The 21,915-nt window shown below is 38.9% G+C and carries 16 protein-coding genes; 5 read left to right on the top strand and 11 right to left on the bottom strand.

Annotated features, from left to right (window positions below; genetic code table 11):
- The first annotated feature begins 57 nt into the window (after positions 1 to 57).
- Positions 58 to 1,272 carry an IS256 family transposase gene (locus AC2SLP_RS11260; RefSeq protein ID WP_486535535.1) on the top strand — a complete coding sequence of 405 codons (1,215 nt, stop codon included), beginning with the start codon at positions 58 to 60 and terminating at the stop codon, positions 1,270 to 1,272.
- Between the two features lie 48 nt (positions 1,273 to 1,320).
- On the opposite strand, the gene AC2SLP_RS11255 is transcribed toward AC2SLP_RS11260, so the two are convergent.
- From AC2SLP_RS11255 to AC2SLP_RS11225, 7 genes are all read right to left on the bottom strand, one after another.
- Positions 1,321 to 1,503, bottom strand: a complete 183-nt coding sequence (locus AC2SLP_RS11255) for a YgaP family membrane protein (RefSeq protein ID WP_486536755.1) — start codon at positions 1,501 to 1,503, stop codon at positions 1,321 to 1,323.
- Positions 1,504 to 1,681: 178 nt separating this feature from the next.
- Positions 1,682 to 2,494, bottom strand: coding sequence for an acetyl-CoA carboxylase carboxyltransferase subunit alpha (locus AC2SLP_RS11250; RefSeq protein WP_486536754.1), 813 nt, complete (start codon positions 2,492 to 2,494; stop codon positions 1,682 to 1,684).
- Positions 2,495 to 2,604: 110 nt separating this feature from the next.
- Positions 2,605 to 4,131, bottom strand: coding sequence for an exopolyphosphatase (gene ppx, locus AC2SLP_RS11245; RefSeq protein WP_486536753.1), 1,527 nt, complete (start codon positions 4,129 to 4,131; stop codon positions 2,605 to 2,607).
- 187 nt (positions 4,132 to 4,318) lie between these two features.
- Positions 4,319 to 5,620 carry a glutamate-1-semialdehyde 2,1-aminomutase gene (gene hemL, locus AC2SLP_RS11240; protein ID WP_486536752.1) on the bottom strand — a complete coding sequence of 434 codons (1,302 nt, stop codon included), beginning with the start codon at positions 5,618 to 5,620 and terminating at the stop codon, positions 4,319 to 4,321.
- Positions 5,621 to 5,827: 207 nt separating this feature from the next.
- Positions 5,828 to 5,947: a cytochrome bd-I oxidase subunit CydX gene (cydX, locus tag AC2SLP_RS11235; protein WP_486536751.1), complete on the bottom strand. Its 120-nt coding sequence runs from the start codon at positions 5,945 to 5,947 to the stop codon at positions 5,828 to 5,830.
- A 213-nt stretch (positions 5,948 to 6,160) separates the two neighbouring features.
- Positions 6,161 to 7,291 carry a polyphosphate kinase 2 gene (ppk2, locus tag AC2SLP_RS11230; protein WP_486536750.1) on the bottom strand — a complete coding sequence of 377 codons (1,131 nt, stop codon included), beginning with the start codon at positions 7,289 to 7,291 and terminating at the stop codon, positions 6,161 to 6,163.
- Between the two features lie 655 nt (positions 7,292 to 7,946).
- Complete coding sequence (locus tag AC2SLP_RS11225) at positions 7,947 to 8,300, bottom strand: zinc ribbon domain-containing protein YjdM (protein WP_486536749.1); 354 nt, start codon at positions 8,298 to 8,300, stop codon at positions 7,947 to 7,949.
- Between the two features lie 334 nt (positions 8,301 to 8,634).
- Here AC2SLP_RS11225 and ygfZ point away from each other — a divergent pair, with 334 nt between their 5' ends.
- A complete protein-coding gene (ygfZ, locus tag AC2SLP_RS11220) occupies positions 8,635 to 9,378 on the top strand; it encodes a CAF17-like 4Fe-4S cluster assembly/insertion protein YgfZ (protein WP_486536748.1) in 744 nt (247 codons plus the stop codon).
- 1,457 nt (positions 9,379 to 10,835) lie between these two features.
- On the opposite strand, the gene AC2SLP_RS11215 is transcribed toward ygfZ, so the two are convergent.
- The gene (locus AC2SLP_RS11215) at positions 10,836 to 13,025 is read right to left on the bottom strand and encodes a carboxy terminal-processing peptidase (protein ID WP_486536747.1); all 2,190 of its coding nucleotides are present in this window, start codon (positions 13,023 to 13,025) and stop codon (positions 10,836 to 10,838) included.
- A 267-nt stretch (positions 13,026 to 13,292) separates the two neighbouring features.
- Between AC2SLP_RS11215 and nagZ the strand changes: the two genes are divergently transcribed.
- On the top strand, positions 13,293 to 14,375 hold the full coding sequence (nagZ, locus tag AC2SLP_RS11210) for a beta-N-acetylhexosaminidase (RefSeq protein ID WP_486536746.1): 1,083 nt from the start codon (positions 13,293 to 13,295) through the stop codon (positions 14,373 to 14,375).
- 170 nt (positions 14,376 to 14,545) lie between these two features.
- On the opposite strand, the gene AC2SLP_RS11205 is transcribed toward nagZ, so the two are convergent.
- Positions 14,546 to 16,342 (bottom strand): OmpA family protein, encoded by a 1,797-nt coding sequence (locus tag AC2SLP_RS11205; RefSeq protein ID WP_486536745.1) that lies wholly within the window; start codon positions 16,340 to 16,342, stop codon positions 14,546 to 14,548.
- Positions 16,343 to 16,950: 608 nt separating this feature from the next.
- On the opposite strand from AC2SLP_RS11205, the gene AC2SLP_RS11200 reads away from it, so the two are divergent.
- Entirely contained in the window at positions 16,951 to 17,571 is a 621-nt protein-coding gene (locus AC2SLP_RS11200; RefSeq protein ID WP_486536744.1) for a rhomboid family intramembrane serine protease, read from the top strand.
- Positions 17,572 to 17,753: 182 nt separating this feature from the next.
- Here the strand turns inward: AC2SLP_RS11200 and hemA are convergent, their stop codons facing one another.
- Positions 17,754 to 19,109 carry a glutamyl-tRNA reductase gene (gene hemA, locus AC2SLP_RS11195; protein WP_486536743.1) on the bottom strand — a complete coding sequence of 452 codons (1,356 nt, stop codon included), beginning with the start codon at positions 19,107 to 19,109 and terminating at the stop codon, positions 17,754 to 17,756.
- Positions 19,110 to 19,536: 427 nt separating this feature from the next.
- On the opposite strand from hemA, the gene AC2SLP_RS11190 reads away from it, so the two are divergent.
- Entirely contained in the window at positions 19,537 to 20,601 is a 1,065-nt protein-coding gene (locus AC2SLP_RS11190; RefSeq protein WP_486536742.1) for a DUF72 domain-containing protein, read from the top strand.
- A 153-nt stretch (positions 20,602 to 20,754) separates the two neighbouring features.
- On the opposite strand, the gene AC2SLP_RS11185 is transcribed toward AC2SLP_RS11190, so the two are convergent.
- Positions 20,755 to 21,842, bottom strand: a protein-coding gene (locus AC2SLP_RS11185; protein WP_486535860.1) for an IS3 family transposase whose coding sequence is annotated in 2 segments (ribosomal slippage) — positions 20,755 to 21,590 and positions 21,590 to 21,842 — 1,089 coding nt in all. Because the reading frame shifts where the segments join, the coding sequence is not laid out codon by codon here.
- Positions 21,843 to 21,915: the final 73 nt, after the last annotated feature.

The following is a 21,915-nucleotide window of genomic DNA, read 5'->3' as shown; positions in this document are numbered from 1 at the left end:
GAGACTTTCCCAAACTTTGTGTAACTGCTTATAATCCATAGTAAAGGAGAATAAGCAATGACAAAACAAACAGAACTAAAAAAACTAGCCGAACAAATGGCCAAACACGTTGGCAGCTTTGAAGACATCAAAGCATTTCAAAAAGAGCTCATGCAGTCATTTATTGACACTGCATTAGAAGCCGAGATGGAAGAGCATCTAGGCTATCCTAAGCATGAAAAGGCGGATACCCCAAACAAGCGCAACGGTCACACCAAAAAGACAGTGCGCAGTGACACAGGTGAGATTGAAGTATCTACACCCAGAGACCGTGAAGGAAGCTTTGATCCTGTATTGGTTGCAAAGCATCAAACTCGTATCACTGGGCTCGATGATAAAATCATCATGTTTTACGCCAAAGGCCAGACAACCACTGAGATTGTTGAGAGTATCAAAGATATCTATGACGTTGATATCTCAACCAGTCTCGTATCAAGGGTTACTGACAACATCATAGATGACATCACAGCATGGCAGAATCGTCCACTAAGTAGCTTATATCCTATCGTATATTTAGACTGCATTGTCGTTAAAGTACGTCAAGACAAGCAAATCATTAATAAAGCCATCTATCTGGCCTTAGGCGTCAATCTTGAGGGCAAAAAGGAGCTACTGGGTATGTGGCTATCGGAGAATGAAGGCGCTAAGTTCTGGCTAGGTATTCTCACTGAACTACAAAACCGTGGGGTTCAAGATATTCTTATTGCCTGTGTGGATGGTTTAAAAGGCTTTAGCGAGGCAATTAATACGGTATATCCAAACACACAGGTTCAGCTATGTATTGTGCATATGGTACGTTACTCTATGAAGTTTGTACCATGGAAAGATAGAAAAAAAGTAGCGGCTGGTTTAAAGGCGGTTTATGGTGCTGATACGCTTGAGCTGGCAGAGGCTAGCCTTGAGCAGTTTAATGAGATCTGGGGCGATAAATACCCGCATGTGGTTACCTCTTGGCGCAATAATTGGGAGGGCTTAACCGTGTTCTTTGATTACCCGAAAGACATTAGAAAAGCCATTTATACGACCAATGCTATCGAGTCATTAAATAGCGTGATTCGTACCGCTGTGAATAAGCGTAAGATATTCCCATCTGATCAAGCGGCGTTAAAGGTTGTTTATCTAGCGACTCAGCAGGCGTCTAAAAAGTGGTCGATGCCCATCCGTAACTGGACGTCTGCTCTTAATCGATTTATGATTATGTTCGATGAGCGTGTTAGTAAGCATTTAATCTAAATTGCAGTTACACAGAATTCAGGATGGGCTCCTTAAATGGGGCTCATACTATCTAGTTTTGCAAGTGTTCATACCGAGTATGGTGTAAAGCGGACAAGAACGAGTTAGCCCTGTTATTAAAGGCACTAAACCTATCAACCCCCACCAATTACCATAGTAGACTCCTAGGCCTATAATGATACCATCAATGATGCTTAATGTTTTGTCAGTATCACCAACATTTGTTTGAATTACAGACTCTTATAAGCAGTTATGAAATAAAACCAATTGCTTAATTAATATATATTATATTATATATTAATACCATCTCTTAATTCAGACTAGCTTTACTACTATACAAACCAAAAAAAACGAGCTCAAGGCTCGTTTCTTTAATTACGCATTGCTTTATCTGTTTTTTCGCCTTAACTTAGCTGTCATTTGTATTTAAACTTAATGTAGAATCAAAGCTTTTCAAGCGCTCATAACGTTTTTCTACCAATGTATCGGCGTCTAATTGTTGTAACTCTTTGAGTTGCTGGGTTAATAACTTTTTAAGATTGGACATGACCAATTTAGAGTCGACATGAGCGCCCTCACCCTCATCGATGATGGTGTCAATTAAACCCAGCTGATATAAGTTATCAGCATTAAGCTTTAGCGCATTGGAAGCTTCTGGTGCTTTTTCAGCCGTTTTCCAAAGTATAGACGCGCAGCCTTCAGGCGAAATGACAGAATATATACTATTTTGGAGCATATTCACTCTATCCCCTACGCCAATCGCTAATGCCCCGCCAGAGCCGCCCTCACCAATAATGGTCACAATGATAGGTGTCTTTAAACTACTAAATGTAGCGATACTTTGAGCAATGGCTTGTGCCTGACCCCGCTCTTCAGCACCTACGCCAGGATAAGCCCCTTGAGTATCCACAAAGGTCATCACAGGTAATTTAAAACGTTCAGCAAGTTTCACTAAACGAATTGCTTTGCGATAGCCTTCGGGATACGCCATACCAAAATTATGAGCGATACGCTCTCGCGTACTACGTCCTCGATGCTGGCCTATGATGAGTACAGGCTCACCATTAAATCTGGCCAAGCCGCCTATCACCGCTCTATCATCTGAAAACGCTCGATCGCCATGTAACTCATCAAACTCGGTGAAGAGCTGCCCAACATAATCTAAGAATAAAGGGCGTTTGGCATGCCTTGCAAGACCGACACTGCTCCAAACTGCACTCATATTATTTCCTTTATATAGTTATTCATAGATAAAGCTACTTATAGATATCGCTATTTATAGGTAATAAAAATAAATAGGTTCGCAAAAAAATGATGCTGCAACGATTGTCATTAATTAAGGGGCTTATAAACCACATTTAAGTCAACGCCCCACTTTTTGAACTGATCAATGTCATCTTTTAAATCAGATACAATCAAATCGTATTCCTCACCGCTACAATCTGAATCAACGCTTACCTCCCATGTGTCTTTATCGGATATCTTTAGTGCTAAAGCGCTTCTATCCTGATCATTGCGACTACGATGCACCAATACTGCCAAACGCAATAAAAGGCAGAGATAGATAAGATCATCCCCACCTACGATTTCTGCCTGATCAAAATTGTCAGATTTAAGCTTACGGCGATGGTTGCGTACTAACTGTGACATTCGCAGCTGATCTACTTGCGAAAATCCGGGTATGTCAGAATGTTCTAGTAAATATGCGCTGTGATAATGGTAGCCACTATGACTAATGGCCAAACCAATCTCATGTAGATAGGCTGCACGGCGTAATAAATCACCATCTTCACTATTAAAATCAAGCAGGTCATGTGAATAATCGAACAAATGCTCGCAAGTTTTTACCACACGAGTCGCTTGCTTTTTATCTACTGAATAACGCTCTATCAAAGCTTGTACACTGCGATCTCGTACATCCTCGCTCGCGAAACGCCCAAGCATATCGTACATCACACCTTCACGTAACGCACCATCAGAATAAGCGATGGTTTCGATTCCTAGAATTTTCATTGCGGCTCTTAATACGGCAACTCCAGCAGGAAAAACTGATTTTCGATGCTCTTTAACGCCATCCAAATCAATATCTTCTACACGTCCTACTTCTATTAAGTGTTTTTGAAGGTTTTTCACCCCTTGATAGGTAATACATTCTTGTTCGTTCGCCCACCCTTTAGAGACTAATACATTACGTACCGCCTTTATAGTCCCGCTTGACCCGATGACACTGCTCCAACCTGTCTTTTGATAGGTGCCACTGATACGTAGCACTTCTTTTCGGGCATCGGCAATAGCATGTTCAAACGCTTTTTCGGTGATCTTACCATCGTCAAAAAAGCGCTTGGTATGCGCCACGCAGCCGAGCTGCAAACTCTCTGTTAATAAAGGCTCAAACTTTTGACCAATAATAAACTCAGTCGAACCGCCGCCAATATCAATAACCAATCGCTTATCACTACTGGCATTGGTATGTGATACCCCAAGATAAATCAGACGGGCCTCTTCACGACCTGCGATAATCTCAATCGGCTTTGGTAGTATTCGATTGGCGCGCATTATAAATTCCTCTGCGTTCTTCGCTTGACGCAGCGCGTTGGTTGCAACAATACGCAGCCTGTCAGAAGATACCGAGTCCAGTCTTCCCATAAACCGAGCAAGGCATTCTAATCCTCGCTGCTGGGCTTCTTCACTTAATACTTTATTTTCATCTAAGCCGGCAGCCAATTGCACTTTTTCAGACATAGAAGCAATTTTTCTAACTTCACCATGATCCAGACGGGCTATGGCTAAATGAAAGCTGTTAGAGCCAATATCAATGGCCGCCAACAGCTCATTATCTTGAAGAAAATTATTAGGCATAAGCAGTAATGTACCTTAAATTAATGCAAAAATAAGAGGGTATAGTGAGTGACCCAATTTATATTTTTTACGCTTTATAACGTATAAAAATTATAAGCTGAATTGTTAATAATCTGAGTGCAAAAGCACTCAGAATCTCATTCTAACAAACTATGACGATTAAAATCAGAGAATAATTGAATAAAATTTAGGCGTTAGACATCTGCGCAAATACCTCATCCGCCGCATGAATGGTAGCATCCAAATCTTCTTGAGTATGTTTTGATGACATAAAGCCAACTTCATACGCCGAAGGGGCTAAATATATACCCTTATCTATCATAGCGTGGAAAAATGTATTGAACTTATCAACATCACAATCTGTGACTTCGTCAAAGTTTTGAGGCACGCCTGTAGACGCATCTTTTACAAAGAATAGTCCAAACATACCGCCAAGATTGGTGCTGCGCATCTCAATACCGTGTTTGTCAGCCGCAGTTTGAATGCCGTTTACTAAGTAGCTGACTTTGTCAGCTACTAATTGATGAAAGCCGTCGACAGTGATGTCTTCAAACATAGCAATACCTGCACGCATGGCCAACGGGTTACCAGATAGTGTGCCCGCTTGGTACACACCGCCTAAGGGCGCAATGCATTCCATAATCTCACGTTTACCACCGAACGCCCCAACAGGGAGTCCTGCGCCAATAATTTTACCAAAACAGGTTAAATCAGGTTCAATATCGAAATAAGATTGAGCACAATGCAAATCAACCCTAAATCCTGTCATAACTTCATCAAAAATAAGAACCGCCCCGCCTTTGGTACATTCTTCACGCAAGGTGTCATGAAACTCTTGAGTGGGTATAATCATGTTCATGTTGCCTGCGATGGGTTCTACAATCACGCAAGCAATCTCATCACCCCATTTCTTAAAGCATTCTTTAATAGCTTTTGGGTCATTATAAGGTAAGGTGATGGTATGCTTAGCAAAGTCTGCAGGTACACCTTTTGATGTCGGCTCGCCTATGTCTAACATACCTGAGCCTGCTTTCACCAGTAAGCTGTCTGAATGCCCGTGATAACAGCCTTCGAACTTTACAATTTTATCGCGTCCTGTATAGCCTCTAGCCAAGCGGATCGCGCTCATGGTGGCCTCTGTGCCTGAGTTGGTCATGCGTACCATATCGACACTTGGTACCAATTCACAAATGGTGTCAGCTATTGACGTTTCAAATGTGGTGGGTGTACCAAAGCTTAAGCCATCTTCAGCAGCTGACTTAACGGCGTCTATAACCTTAGGATGGGCATGACCCAAAATCATGGGGCCCCATGAGCCCACGTAGTCGATATATTCATTGTCTTCGGTATCATAGATTTTGCTACCTTTGGCTTTGTGCATAAATATAGGCGTGCCACCAACTCCTGCAAAAGCTCTTACTGGCGAATTTACGCCACCTGGAATATGTTTTTTAGCTTGTAGAAAAAGTTGTTCGTTTTTAGTACTCATATTATTCTCTCGCAATAGATAAAATTAATAATAGGGGCGTTATAGAATTTATTTAGTTTATTGCATATGGTAACAAAAAAAAGCGGGCTCATATGAGCCCACTTTGTATCAAACCATAAAACTACTTAAATTTAAGAATCTAATATTCAAGAATCTAAGTGAATAATATCAACGGTCATTCTAATGATCATGTTCAAGATTTTTTAATCACTCGCGTTCTGCTTCAATGGACTCCAAACGACCTTCCGCATTTTCAAGCCATATCGCATTTGATATCGATAGCAAGACTACAAAACCCAGTCCCAATATCCAAGCAAAATACAACATAACTTTCTCCTATATATATTTTTATAGTCTTATAAAATTTTCCCGAAAGTTAGTATGAAACGCTTATTTATATATTTTGATATTGGGGCGTGTCTGCAACTTGATCGAGTCTTCAATTTGTTAATGTGGCTAAAAGTGACATACATTTTTGTACTCTTAAACACATAAAAAAAAGGAGCTCAATGCTCCTTTTTTTAAAATCAAAAGCCAACATTATGAAATTGCTAAATCATCCTTCTCACCAAGCTCATAGAGTGCGCCTGCACGTCCCACAATCAATGGATCTACATTGCCTACTTGCTTAGCATCTTTACCTTCATACGGAAGTTTATTTAAAACATAACGCATGGCGTTTAGACGCGCACGTTTTTTGCAGTCTGATTTAATAACAATCCAAGGCGACTCTGCGGTATCTGTATTGTAGAACATCGCTTCTTTAGCAAGGGTGTATTCGTCCCACTTATCCAATGAGGCCATATCAATAGGGGATAATTTCCACTGTTTAAGGGGGTGGCCTTCACGCTGTTTAAAGCGGCGACGCTGCTCATCACGGCTCACAGAGAACCAAAACTTGATTAAATGAATACCAGAATCTATAAGATGTTTTTCAAATTCAGGCGTCTGCTTCATAAAAATTTCGTACTGCTCATCTGTACAAAAGCCCATTACCCGTTCAACACCCGCACGGTTATACCAAGAACGGTCAAATAATACCATTTCACCAACAGAAGGTAGATGCTGAATATAACGCTGGAAATACCATTGACCAAGCTCTCGGTCAGTTGGCTTCTCTAGTGCAACCACACGAGCACTACGAGGGTTTAAATGCTCCATAAAGCGTTTGATTGACCCACCTTTACCCGCGGCATCACGTCCTTCAAAGATGATGACGACTTTTTGATCCGTGTCTCTTACCCATTTTTGCAGCTTTAGTAGCTCAACCTGTAGGTGATATTTTTGCTTTTCGTAATTTTTACGTGATAAACGATTCTTATAAGGATAACCGCCTTGACGCCAGTTGTCAGACAATTCATCATCTTTTTTGATGCCTGTTTTAACCTTGTTGGCCAGCGCATGCTCTGCAAACAAATCCTTAAGCACGACAAGATCATCAGGAGAGGCATCATGAATCAAAGATTGCAGGTGCTCTGATAGATGTTCTGTATCGCCTTCTTTTAAATCTTTTAGTAATACATCATCTATCACTTCTTTGGTTTTAATACGTGACCCTTCCTTTTTCTTTTTTGTCTCGTATTTCTCTATGCCTTTTTTATCAGTGACGTAGCTGTCATCGATTTTTTCAGTCTTTTTACCTTTCTGCTTGTGATTCTCTTTCTTCGACATACAAACTCCTTAACGGCTACTTAGAAAATAATAGATACATAAAATGACTTCAGAACACTGATCCAATACTTATATTAAAATAAAGTTTATTGCTAATAAATACTTCAAAAAAGACATAGATCTGAAAAGGGTCAATTAACGACAATCACTATTAAAAAAGCTATAAACAACCACTTAACTTACATGCGATTTTATAAAATTATTATAGCATTTTACACGATTAATTCTCTCGAAAATTGCTTCCTATTCCTTATACTATGATTGTATCACGTAAACCCATAAAAGTATTATGGGTTCATAAACCATACAGTTTTAATCATTAAAACTTAGTTAATAATCATAAGATTAGATTTATTTTAGATGTAGTGAATCATGCACATAAAATGTGATTTATGGGCGATAACTTATCGTATTTGATAAGCCTCACGAAAGCATATTGAGTAGTTCATCTATTAGCCCAACTAGACGACTTATTGAAATGTTTGTTTATTGGCTTAAGAAGTAAGGTTAAAGATATTGTAGAGTATACAGAGTTTGTAGATTTAGCATATTTTATAGATACTATAAACCAGTCACAGCCCAAGTGATCTAGATATTTCTCATTTTAATGGCGCAATCTTTTTAGCTGCGCCACTTTTATGAATCATCTTAATTACTAGGCTTTTTTGACGACTGAAGATTTAAGCTTCATCGGCCCAAACCCATCCACTTTACAGTCAATATCATGATCATCTGGCGCATCGTGTAATAAACGTATGCTTTTAACCTTAGTACCGACTTTGATAGGAGTAGACGACCCTTTAACTCTTAGATCTTTGATCACCGTCACCGCATCGCCATCTTTTAACTCATTACCAACAGCATCACGGATAACCGCTTCATTTGAATCAGAACTGTCATCTTCAGCTTCTGATGCTGTCCATTCATGAGCACACATAGGGCAAACCAGCAGCGCTCCGTCTTCATAAGTCAAATCAGAATCACAATTTGGACAATTCGGTAAACTCATATAAACCTCAATTTTAAGTGTTATTTGATGCGCGAACGCACGCATATTTTGCATATAGGTCGTTCAATACTATTGTACGCTAGTTGTTTAGACTTTGCTTATTCCAAAGCTTATTTCAAAACTTTCATACTACAATAACAATGCTGATCTACAAGATCTTAACCTATGAATAAGATAATCGCCTCACTGTTCATTTAAAAAACATCAACACAACCTATCTTTATGGAGAACAACAACTTCATTATTATTATAAAATAACCAATGACAATAAATGGGTATGATAAAACCCTCAAATAAGATGACAACATCAAAGATAATAAAAGAGGTATTAAATATGACTGCTCCTTCATTTGAGATGATCACGCTAGAAGGTAATGATGCCGAAAAATTTCTACAAAATCAGCTTACAGCTGACGTTACCAAAATTGGACTTAGCTATCAGCCAGTCGCACTAGCAAATTTAAAAGGTCGTATAGATTTTGGTATGTGGGTTAAAAAGAAGGATGAAAACCAATTTGATTTGGTCTTAAGCGCCGATCTGATGCCAAGTTTGCAAGCACACATCAAAAAGTTCGGCGCGTTTTCAAAGTTTTCTACAACTGACCCTATTCCTGTATATCCGTGCGTATTGGATTCTGATAATGTGGAAAAGGAAGCAACATTCACCCAAGACGCGAGTAATAGCGATGTGGATGCTTGGATGGCGCGTAGTATTGAAACGGGTAATTATTGGATAGTTGCCGCGACTCAAGGGATGTTTCAACCCCAAGAGCTGCGACTGCATCAACGTGGCGGAGTAGATTACGATAAAGGATGCTATTTAGGTCAAGAAGTCATTGCACGTATATATTTCAAAGCCTCTCCAAAAGCATTTCTGCATCGTATAAAAGGCGAGGGTCAAACACCTTATGAAGGAGACAATCTAGATAAAATAAAAGTGGTGAACGCCATTTCTAGTCCATCAGGCACAGGATTTGAAGCATTGGTTATTGCTCGACCTGAGCATTTAGAGAACTCAGAGTTTGAAGTGCTTGAATTGCCAGAACTCTTACAAGGTAGTGTGGCACGTGACGCGTAATATTACGTAAAATTATAATCCAACTGACACACTCTAGCTTAAACCAAAAAATTTAGATCAAATTGCTCTTAAAAAAACTTATACATATACAAAGAGCCGCATATCATAGATATACGGCTCTTTTTAGTCATCCTAACAGTTATTATTTATAGACCATCCTAGCCTTGTAAATAATAAATAGCATCCTTGCTCTAGTGTATTACTAATCACTTATAGATTTAACATCCTGTCAATCTATAAATAATAATGTTTCCTTACGTTACCCATGACACAATATCAATCTAGACACTCTGTTCATAGATGCTATTTGAAATATACAACTAAATATTTCGTTAATCGATCTTTAAATAGCAATCATCCCTAATACAGACAATAAAATATAAAAATTTTAAGGTACTCAATCCTTGAGTCATCATCCTTGATGCCGTAGAGCTATAATCTCAAATTATGTAATTATATGTAAGTCGTAATATCGTATTGATGTGTAAGCATATGCTTACACAGCAATATCACTAATGTAAAACCTCGAGTCTACTCTTGTATTACCATTTTAAAGATTAAATTATAGTTAACTAAATCAATAGTTTGCTATAGCTCGTTACTAATACGAATAATAGATTAGGAGGTACCTATTTTTAAACAATTATAGTTATAAACTATTAATGTAATAAACAATCAAAGAGAAAGATGCATTAATAAAATTATATTTACATTAAAAACTACGTAAGTGTTTGTAAAGAAAATAATATTGCTCATAAACCCTAAGCGCATACTTCTGGATTTAAACCCTTAAACACAATTATTAGGAATTAAAGACTATAAAAACAACAAAGCCGCATAATTAAATTATGCAGCTTAATTGATTGTCATCCTGACAAAGTGTCTTCAAATATTCATCCTTAAATATTCAAAGACTAAAAGCATCCTGCTTTATATAATCAAAATCTTAAAAAGATTTTTGAATGAGTATCTTTACTTAGTTATCGCTAAGTTTAAACCAATATCAAATTAAAATATCAAACTAGATATATAAATAAGACATAAAGCGATAACAGTAGCCTATCAATAAACGGTAAATTAAAATTCGAAACATACTATAGTGTTAGCTTATAAAACCTGCTTACTAAACTAGCGTTTAGGATACTTTAATCTAAGTTAGTTTAAAATGATTTGGATACTCTATCCTTGAGTCATCATCCTTGATGCCGTAGAGCTATAATCTCAAATTAAGTAACTGTATGTAAGTAGCTAATGCGTATAATGATGTAAGCATATACTTACATACTTAAAAATTATCTATATTAAGCCTTTAAACTTATATAAATTCAATCATTTACTTACTGCATATTGTCTCTGATAGCAAAACTAGTCCCGGAACCTTATGTTTTAAATACACCGAGCTAATTTACATTACTATAAAGAAACAGTCTCAACTTATTACATTATAAATAAATAAGCTATTGAGCACGTTTTAGACGATTAGCATCTAACATTATTTTCGCCGCTTCAATCACATAGGCTTCGCTCTCAGGCAATTTTGGTCTCTCATCATTTTTCATACGACTACGCTCTTCAAATAGTGATTCTATAGAAGCTTGATATTGAGTCCAATTGTCATACGGTTTTTTGCCTTGTGCAATGCGTCGGGCATTCTCTGCTTGTAGCGTTTTTTGTTCGATACGTTTTTGATGCGCTCGGCGTTCATTGATGTTTAACGTCACCGCCTTTGTGTCATCTTCCATATTGCGTATATTATTTAGAGTATCCAAATAAACAAAATGAGGGTTCAAGTTTTGACGAATCTGAGACTGCTGGTTCAAGGTTTCGAGCGTATCGCTTGTAAACTTACCTTCAGGTTTATAGGGGGATGTTTTTATGGTGTCCCATTTCATGGCGTATTTTTGATCACGCTCACTAAATTCAGCACCTTCATATATATTTACCAGCTCAACATCAGGAACTACTCCTTTATTTTGCGTACTGCCCCCTGTCACTCTATAAAATTTTCGCTGAGTCAAGGTTGCAGACCCTAAGGCCAAACTATCCAATTGTATTTGCGCCGAACCTTTTCCTGTAGTCGTACTACCAACGACCAAACCACGTCCATAATCTTGAATCGCCGCCGCAAAGATCTCAGAAGCGGAGGCAGATGCTAAGTTTGTAAGCACTACCATATCGCCTGAATAGAGCTGCTTACCGCCATCAGTATCTTTATAAACTTGAACATTACCGCGATTGTCGCGAATCTGAACAAGAGGGCCTTCTTTTAAGAATAAACCTAGCATTTTGGCCACTTCATCTAATGACCCTCCAGGATTATTTCTTAAATCAACAACCAGGCCATCAACACCTTTTTCAATAAGCTTTTTGAGCTCAGTTTGAGTATCTATACTGACACTGCGATAGTCTTGCCCATTACGGCGCGCTTGATAGTTTAGATAAAAGCTTGGAATCTCAAGCACCCCAATACGCTTAACTTCTTCGCTACCAGTAGGCGTGACCTCGATAACACGGTGCGTAACACCTGCATCTTCTTGTTCGATAATATCACGAGTAATCACCACCGTACGTGCGGCCGCATCAGGACTATTGGGCTGTTTTAGTTTAACAGTAACATCAGTACCCCGTTTCCCGCGGATTAAAGACACCACTTCCCGTGTCGACCACCCCACCACATCTTGTAGTTTTTCACCATCTTTGGCGACAGCGATGATTAAATCGTTGGGCAGCACTTGACCTGACTTTGCAGCAGGCCCTCCATCGACTAATGTCACTATTTGAGTGTAGTCAGGGTTTTTACGGTAAGGTCTAATAGACACACCGATACCTTCGAGCTGCAAATTGGACTGCACTTGCATCTCAACCGCTTGAATTGGCGCGTAATAATTACTGTGCGGATCATAGGTAAGGGTCGCACTGTTTAGTACCGACTCCATGATCTCATCACTTTTGATACGTTCAAGTTGTTCTTTTTGACGGTTTAAGCGGCTTAGCAATATCTGTTTAGGAGATCTATCCTCTCCCAATATTAAGTCATTACCTTTGGTAAGTTCAGGATTTTTACGATAAAGCTCATCTTTTGCTTTGTCTTCTTCTTGCGCTAAGGTAAGATTAATAACTTGTAGTGTTAACTGCCTATCCCAATAGTCTCTTTGATCTTTTGCCGTTTTAAATCTCGGGGCTTCTTGTCGATCGAGCACCACCGAATCATCTCGATTCAAGTTTATATCTTGCGACAAAAAGTTTTGCGCGTAGCTATAATATTCATTTGAACGCTGTGTATAACGATCGAATATATCCTGAACGGCATTTAGATCGCCTCGTTTCAATAGATTTGCGAATTGAGCACCATATTTGCGGGTCATCTCATCGATATCAGATTGTAAAAACAGAGTATGGTTTGGATCGAGACGATCAAAATACATATCTAAAATTTTTCGGCCCATATCTTGATCAAGTCGACGGTTAGAATAATGTCCCCTATCCAGCAGTGCGGCTACTTGGCGAGTGGTCAATCTTTGCTCAGGTGTCGCATCAAAAGCTGAATGTTCAGCGGCGACAGCTTCTGTATAACTTTGGGAAAATACAATTCCTGCAACACCGATTGCAGCAACGCCAAGTACCAATTGTGTTGGTTGAAACTTCATATATACTCTCGCTTGATTTTACAAACTATAATGATTCGATATTATCACAACAAATATTTTTTAAGTGATTAAAACTGTACAACTTATCTTTCACATTCTTTAGCTTTTAACGTTCTTTAGCTGTAGGCATCAACTATGAATAATAACGATAGAATAAAAAAATGTAGAATAATAAAGATATTGGGGTCAATTGTTGGCTTTAAATACTTTAACTGCAATAATATCGAATTAATACGAATATTTGAAATGAAATAATGAGGTAACTGTATGTACGGTGCTTTAATGATTGATGTGGCAGGCACGCAGCTGACAAAAGAAGACCGTGCTTTGATTCGTGAACAGGTTGTGGGCGGTATTATACTATTTGCCCGTAATGTTGACACGCCCCAACAAGTACGCGATTTATGTGATTCAATCCATGCCATAAAAACTGATATTATCATTGGGGTTGATCAAGAAGGCGGTAGAGTCTCAAGGTTGCGCGAAGGATTTACCCCGCTACCTGCGATGGGAAGGCTTGGCGAGTTATTTAAGCATGATCCATCATTGGCATTATCACTCTCTTATGATTGCGGCTATCTAATGGCCGCTGAGGTACTCGCTGTTGGTATTGACATCAGCTTTTCACCCGTACTCGATATCAATGGTGTCAGCCAAGTTATCGGAGATCGAAGCTTTAGCTCAGATACTGATACGATTGTCTCAGTTTCTAAAGAATTTATGCGCGGTATGAAAAATGCGGGAATGGCTACCACTGCTAAGCATTTCCCTGGTCATGGATCGATTGCACCAGATTCGCATGTGGCAGATGTCATAGATGTGCGTGATTATAATACGATTAAGAAAACTGACTTAAAGCCGTTTATACACTGCCAACCTTTCATCGATGCGCTTATGCCCGCTCATGTTATTTATAAACAAATTGATGACAAACCAGCAGGCTTCTCCAAAGTTTGGCTTCAGGGTATTGCAAGAGATACCCTAGGATTTGAAGGGGTACTATTCTCTGATGACTTATCCATGAAAGCGGCGCACGTCGCTGGTGATGCCAGTGCGCGTGTCAAAGCTGCCCTTCAAGCTGGCTGCGATATGGCACTGGTATGTAATGACCGTGATGCCGCCCTACAGGGTATCCAAGCTGCAAAAACGCTGCCTATGCCAAATCAAGATCGGTTAAGTACCATGCAGAGCGATATCCCTAAATGGAAAGGTAATCTGCATGACACATGTGCTCAATTCAAATATTGGCAACAAGCGCGGTGTCGAGTTTTAGAAGCCTTTTTCTCAGATACAATCTCAAATGGCTTAAATATGAATGCAAGTTTAAAAGATCCGACACAATATAATTAGGCTAATACCTTTTATCCAATTGGGCTTAAATACAGAAATGATTAATTACTAATAATAAAAAATCTGCCCAACATAGCGTTGGGCAGATTTTTGATTAACAACGTTCTAATTAAAATACAACTATTTAAGGTCGATAATTAATTAAAACTATTGATAGCAATGATTAAATATTATTGGGCATCTGGTGCTAATATCGTATCGTCGCTATCAGGTGTAATATCATCGTTATTATTATCTAATGGATTTAAATCTGGATCTAGGTCTTGTAATGGATCATCACCATCTGGTAATAGATCATCATTGTTGTTATCGAGTGGATTCAAATCAGGATCAGGCATATCAACATCGGTAGTAGTACCAGGCGTTGTAGTAGCAGGAGTTGTAGCTACATTATTGCCTTTATTCTTAACTTCAGTTTCACGAATTTCAGAATCTGCAGCTACCACGATTCCATTTTCGTCAGCAACACCCATTGATTCGTCATATACAACATATTCAATACGGCGGTTGCGGAAGCGACCTTGATCTGTTTCGTTAGTTGCAATAGGATCAGACTCACCCATACCCTTGATTTTTAAACGGGCAGGATCAGCACCTTGTTCAACCAAATATGCTTTAACCGATTCAGCACGGCGCTGTGATAAAGGAATATTGTAATCGTTTGAACCGATAGCATCAGTATGACCAATGATTAACAATTCCATATCTGGCGTGTCCTGCATAATCTTAACAGCACGGTCGAGTACAGGCTTGTTCACATCAGGAATGAATGATTCGTCAAATTCAAAGTTGATAACCTGACGGCTTAATGCACGCGCTACATCACGTGGATCTGGATTATCACCTAAGGCATCAAGACCAGCATTGGCATCAGCGATACTGCGATCAATCTCACCTTGTAAGTCTAGAGGACCTTCAGCAACAATATTAAGACCTGGTGCTGCTGCTTTTAAATCGCTCACTAACTTATCTAGGTCAGCATCATCTGGAGAGTTCACTAATACTTCATCACCTTTAAAGATAACACTTGCATTAGGAGACTGCTGGATAATAGGGAGTAAAGCACTTAGCTGCTCAGCCGCTGGCATATCAGTAGCGAAGTTATCATCAGAATCTACACGGCACTTATCAGCTTCGTCGCCGAATACATCAGTCACAGCAGAAACAACCGTATCCCCTAAGCTATCATTACCAACACTTATGCGGCATGAATATAATTGGTTACCTTCGCCTGTTGCTAATGCTAAAGCAGCAGGTTCAGCTTCCATCGCTAATGCGCCAACCTCTTCAGTAGTTTGCTGTTCTTCAACTACAGGTGCAGGTGTTGCTGTAGGTTGAGGATCATCTTGGCAGCCTCTTAATAGCGCCCAAGCCAATGCTGCTAATATAATTAAACCAATGATTGGCAATAGGGCTTTCATAAAGCCACCGTCTTCTTTTTCTTCACGGTGTAAGGGTGCTGTACTGGTAGTATCAGAAATACGATGACCTTCAGTCGTCGCATGTGCAGCGGTTGGCGCTGCAGTAGTTGCAGCACCAGCACCTAAAACGCCAGCAGGTAATACAGTAGATGCCCAGGTTGGAATATGACTACTAAAAGAAGACATGTTATTGCGTAAGAATTCAGGTACTGGTGTGCTACCTGCAAGGCTTTTAATTTCATTGAGAGCCAAAGGTGCAGCAGCAGCCACTAGACTTCTTACTGATGATTTATCAGCATTATTATGCGTAGCAAGCTGATCAACAATACTTGTTTGATCAGCTTCGTTTGTCCATAGACGGTCGTAAAGACCAACATCATCACTGCGAATTTCGCTACCAGCTACGCTATGGTAAGAATCGTTATCAGCTAATTTACCTGCAAATAGAGCATAAAACTGCTCGAGTAAATTTGCATTTTCTGAACCATGCGTACCATCTAATATAGTTGGCGTAACAGTGCGATTTAAATGACCAATAATATCCATAAATTAAACTCCTAAATTCAAAAGTAAAAGATAGCAATAAACTACTACCACTATTGTTTTAATAATGTATTTGCTTTAATAACTCGTTTGAAATAATAACAAATTTACTTAAATAACATTGAAAGCTAAGCGTTATTTGTCTGATTAAATCTTAAATATAAATATAAACTTAAATATAATCAGTGTCTTAAAAAATAATATAAATGATGTAAGTGATTTTATTAAAAAATATATCTTACGATTTTTTAAAAATATGTCTTAAGTCATCAATTAACATTTTATACTGAGTATACAATACTGCATAATGAGGCGCATATCGTTATATTAAGGTAATGTAAACGTTAAACCATGTTACATTAATAATAATTGGTCACAAATTTATAATAAATCTTGTTAAAACCCACTTTAAATATACGTAGTCCTCTATATAAGAGTATATAATTGTTTAATTTTTGAACAAAGAAATGGTAATTTTAATTAAATATTGTAATTTATACGCCCAATTTTGATTGCTTAACCTTTCATCAGTTACATCAGTTAACTTTAAAGACAGGTTTTATCAAACTTATGTATATAGCGCAAAATCTCAACAATCCAAGGGGATAACATTGGACAGTTTGCTTAGTAGCCATACTACTATAATTATTATTTTGACAGTGATAGTAAGCTTTTTAGCTTGGCAAAATAATGATCTTATGAACAAATTAATATTTAACCCTATTGCGGTTAAAAAAGGAGAGTGGTTTAGATTTATTACCCATGGTTTTGTTCATGCCGATGGGACGCACTTATTATTTAATATGTTTACCTTGTATTTCTTCGGCCGTGTCATTGAACGCTTTTTTAATCAATATTTAGGGGGCTTTGGATTTATAGTGGTATATTTGGTGGCTATCATTGTGGCGATGATTCCCAGCTATGTCCAAAATAAAGATAATCCACGCTATCGAAGTTTAGGGGCCTCAGGGGGTGTTTCTGCGGTATTGTTTTCATATATATTGTTAGCGCCATGGAGCATGTTATATCTGTTTGCAGTAGTGCCTATTCCCGCTATTTTATTTGCCGTGGCTTACGTCGCCTATAGTATTTATGCTAACAACAAGGGTGGCTCAAATATCAATCACTTAGCGCATTTATGGGGTGGTGCACTCGGGGTTATCGCCACCATAGCGTTATCGCCTAATGTGATTCCGCATTTCTTTTCGGCCCTTATGAACCCTGTATTTTAGGCACTAGAGCTTAGTATGAGAGCACAGTACTAGCACATAATAAGTGATAAAGATTGATTGTTTAACTATCAAGTGTTGTGCTGATATTAAAATTTATTTTAATATCAGCACAACAAAAACGCCCACGACATAGTAGTGGGCGTTTTTATTACGATAGGTTATTTTTTATAAGAAAAATTAACTTATTTAGTACGATAGGCGTCTTTTAGTCCAGATATGATCAATTCTAAACTCTCCGCATTACCATCACGAGCAGCACGGCGCATCAAATATGATGGCGGGTGAGATAAGGTTTGAGTCAACCGCCGAGTTAGATCAATCATTAACGATTCAGTGGAGGCGTCGCTAGATTTTAATTCATGCAGTACATCGTTTAGTATTAATTGAGCTTTGTCGTCAATAATTTGGCGATACTCATGAATATCCTGACCCACTTTACGTACCTGATAGCGGCGCTCGATCTCTACCACCATATGACTGACTAATAGCTCCGCCTCAACCGCAGCCTGTCGACGCTTCTCAAGATTACCCGCAATCACGTGCTGCAAATCATCAATAGAATAAAGATAGACATCATCAAGCTTTCCAACACTCGATTCAATATCTCTAGGCACAGCTAAATCAACCATAAGCATGGGCTTATAGCGTCGTTTTTTTAACGCCTGTTTCGTCATTGCTTTATCAATCAATGAGTCCATACTTCCACTACAGCTACTGACAATATCTGCTTGTGGTAATAATGAGGTCAATTGGTTCAGTGGATATACTTCTATCTTAAGTCCTGGATTATTAAGCTCATCAGCAAGTTGTTGGGCGCGCTCAGGCGTACGGTTACATATCAAGATTCGCCGAACCCCTAACGCCGCAATATGCTGGGTTACTAATCGGTTCATCTCCCCTGCTGCAATCACCAATAGCGTTGTATCTTCAGGCTTATCAAATATTTGGGTCACCAGCTTGGCGGCAGCAAACCCAAGCGAAATTGCTTGAGTACCAACATCTGTTTCATTACGCACACGTTTTGCCGCTGCAAAAACTTGTTCTATCACCCAGTTTAGATGATTGGTAAGATAGCCTGTTTGTTTGACATGACTCACCGCACGCTTGATCTGACCAAATATTTGCGGTTCACCTAATATCATAGAATCAAGTCCCGCAGCCACACGCAACCAATGAGTTAACGCCTGACTATCTATATACTCATACAAATAAGGTCGTATATTATTAATAGGTAAATTTTTGAAGCCTGCCAACCAGTAGATGAGTTTTTCAGCAAGATCTTCAGCAGATATCATGTCAGCTTGTGACGCAGTCGTTGTGATTGCAGCATCTGCCACAAGTTTAGAATTTGCAGTATATGCATTTGGTGCTAGGGCGTATATTTCAGTACGATTGCACGTCGATATGATGATACTACCTGCGGTGATATCATGCAGCTGTGCTTGAGCAGCTTGAACGTCATCGCCAACAAAGGCTAGGCGTTCTCGCAACTCTACTGGGGCTGTTTTATGGTTAACACCAATGACCACAAGGTTCATGTATATCTACCAGTTTCAGGTTCGAAGGTACAAAAAAATGCCACTAATTAAAGGTAATTAGGATAATATTTAATTTGGTATGAGTTACTGCTGTCAAAGAAATCTAAATCGTCAAGTATATCTAAAATGGTTTCAAGCCAACCGAGTGCAAGTACTACTATGGTAGAGCGAGTGACGATAACAACGTAACCGTTTAGTATTTCGCTGACTATAGAATTCTTTTTTAATATCATAGTCTATGGAGATGGTTATTAGCATTGCAATAGTCGTACAAATAGCGCATATCGTATTGTATAAAATGAGGGATTATACCACTGAATGTCAACGCATTCACAAGTACGCAATTTAATTTCATATCACTGTGCGTAAATATCATGCGCTTATGCCATACATCCAAACCTGCAATAACCTATAAAACAATACTCTCATGACGACACTACCCTTATTCACTCCAGATTCTAATTCAGACGAACTGATTGAATCGACCAATAATCTGTCTACTGAGACCCAAGATGATGTTCTAGATTATACTCAAGACAACAACCAATCCAAGTCAGGTTCACCTACTGTCTATCTAGGTACAGGCGGATATAGTAATTCTGATTTACTCGGTACGTTATATCCAACAGGTACTAAAAAGGCTGATTTTTTAGCGGTTTATGCCAAGCAATATGGGGCCGTTGAGATAAACAGTAGTTTTTTTGCACCGATAGGTCGCACAGCTTATGAAGGCATGGTGAGAAAGTCTGACGCTCGTATACGGTTTGCTATTAAAATACATCAAGATTTTAGTCATACTCGCAGTGCTACGCCAGAGATGGCAAACTCTTTCATAAATGCTTTACAGCCCCTCATCGAAGCTGACTGTTTAGGCCCACTATTACTTCAATTCCCACATGGCTTTAATCGCACTATCCATAATCGCTTGTATCTAGCCAAGTTAACACATTGGTTTGCAGAGTTTCCGCTTGCCATAGAGTTTCGTCATCCAAGCTGGCATGTGGCACAGGTTGAGTATAGCTTTCAAAAGCTTGGGCTGATTTGGTGTAGTGTGGATTATCCTAATGTGAATGGACTCCCTGCTTCAAAACTGTTATTCACACAGCTTGGAACACATGGTAAAGCCCTTAATACTTTAAATGAAGCCTCAAAAGCAGACTTGAACACAAACTCGTATGCAAATTTAAATACAATACAAAGAGAAAGCTATCTTAATAACCATACTCAGAGCTTTCAGACAGATTGCCGCACAGGATATTTGCGCCTACACGGCAACAACTTAGACTGGTGGGATGCCAATTCGGCCAGTGAACGACATGATTACCGCTACACGTTAGATGAGATGCGCGTATTGGCGCAAGCTATTGCTAATCAGCGACAGCATTTTGACCAATTATATGTCTTCTTTCAAAACACTACGCATGCGCATGCCTATCATAATATTAAGATGTTACGAACAGAGCTAATAAAGCAAGACTTTTGCGTTTATTAAACCTATATACATTCGTCATACTCAAAACTATCTGCATACTAGCTTGATAAAATATGTTTGAAATTAGTGTAGAAAAATATAGCCAATATAATAAGGATAAATAATCAAACCAAACGGAAATACCCCCATATTTAAAACACTAAATAAGTAGAACTAAGCTGCCATATTAAGTTTCTGAATCGGCGTAAAGCCACCATTACCCATATTGGGTCTCTCGTTATTATAGTGATTGAGCCAAGCCTCAGCCTGCTGTCTCACTTGCTCTAAACTATTAAACAACTCCTGATTAAGCCAATCATAACGAACTGTTTTATTAAAGCGCTCTACATAAGCATTTTGCTGAGGATTGCCAGGCTCAATGTATTCGATAACAATACCTTGCTCAGTTGCCCAGTCTTTTAAATCATTGCTGATATATTCAGGGCCATTATCACACCTGATTTGATCAGGTTTGCCACGGCATTCTATTAGCTGATTTAAACTGCGTATGACTCTTTGAGCTGGTAGTGAGAAGTCGACCTCTATGGTTAATGCTTCACGATTAAAGTCATCAATGACGTTAAAGAGTCTAATGGCTCTACCATCGGTTAAAGCATCGTGCATAAAGTCCATGCTCCAGCTTTGATTGATATGAGTTGGTACAGCAAGCTTTTGTGGTTTGTCTCGCTTAATACGGCGTTTAGGCTTTATTCTTAAGTTTAATTCAAGCTCACGGTAGATACGATAAACACGCTTATGGTTGTAAGGTAGTCTGAGTACATTTCTTAAGTATAGAAAGCATAGCTTAAAGCCCCAGTTTTTATGGTCGTTTGTCAGATTAATCAACAGCTTGGCTATTTGCTCATTATCATCCGCTGTCTTTGGCTGATAGTAATAGCAGGTTATGCTGATGTTAAAGATCAGACAGGCCAAGCGTACGCTAATGGCTCTGGCTTTGATGTAATGCTCAGCAAGCTCTTTGCGCCTAGACGGCGCTACCACTTTTTTGACATGGCATCCTGTAAGATGTCTGATTTTAGACGCTCTTCAGCGTACATCTTCTTTAAGCGAGCGTTCTCAGCTTCTAATTCTTTAAGACGGGTAATGAGTGAGGCATCCATACCACCGTATTTGCTCCTCCATTTATAGAAGGTGCTCTGACTTATATTGTGTTCACGTAATATGTCACTGACGGGTACGCCTTGTTCTGCTTGTTTGAGTATGTTAACAATCTGTGTGTCGGTAAATCTTGATTTTTTCATGTCGAAATCTCCTGCTAGTATTTTAGCAGTTAGTTTCTACTTTTAGGTGTTATTATTTTTTGGGAGGATTACC

This window comes from Psychrobacter sp. CX21 (assembly GCF_057396255.1).
Note: the sequence above shows the minus strand (reverse complement) of the source record. Positions and strands in the feature narration are given on the sequence as shown.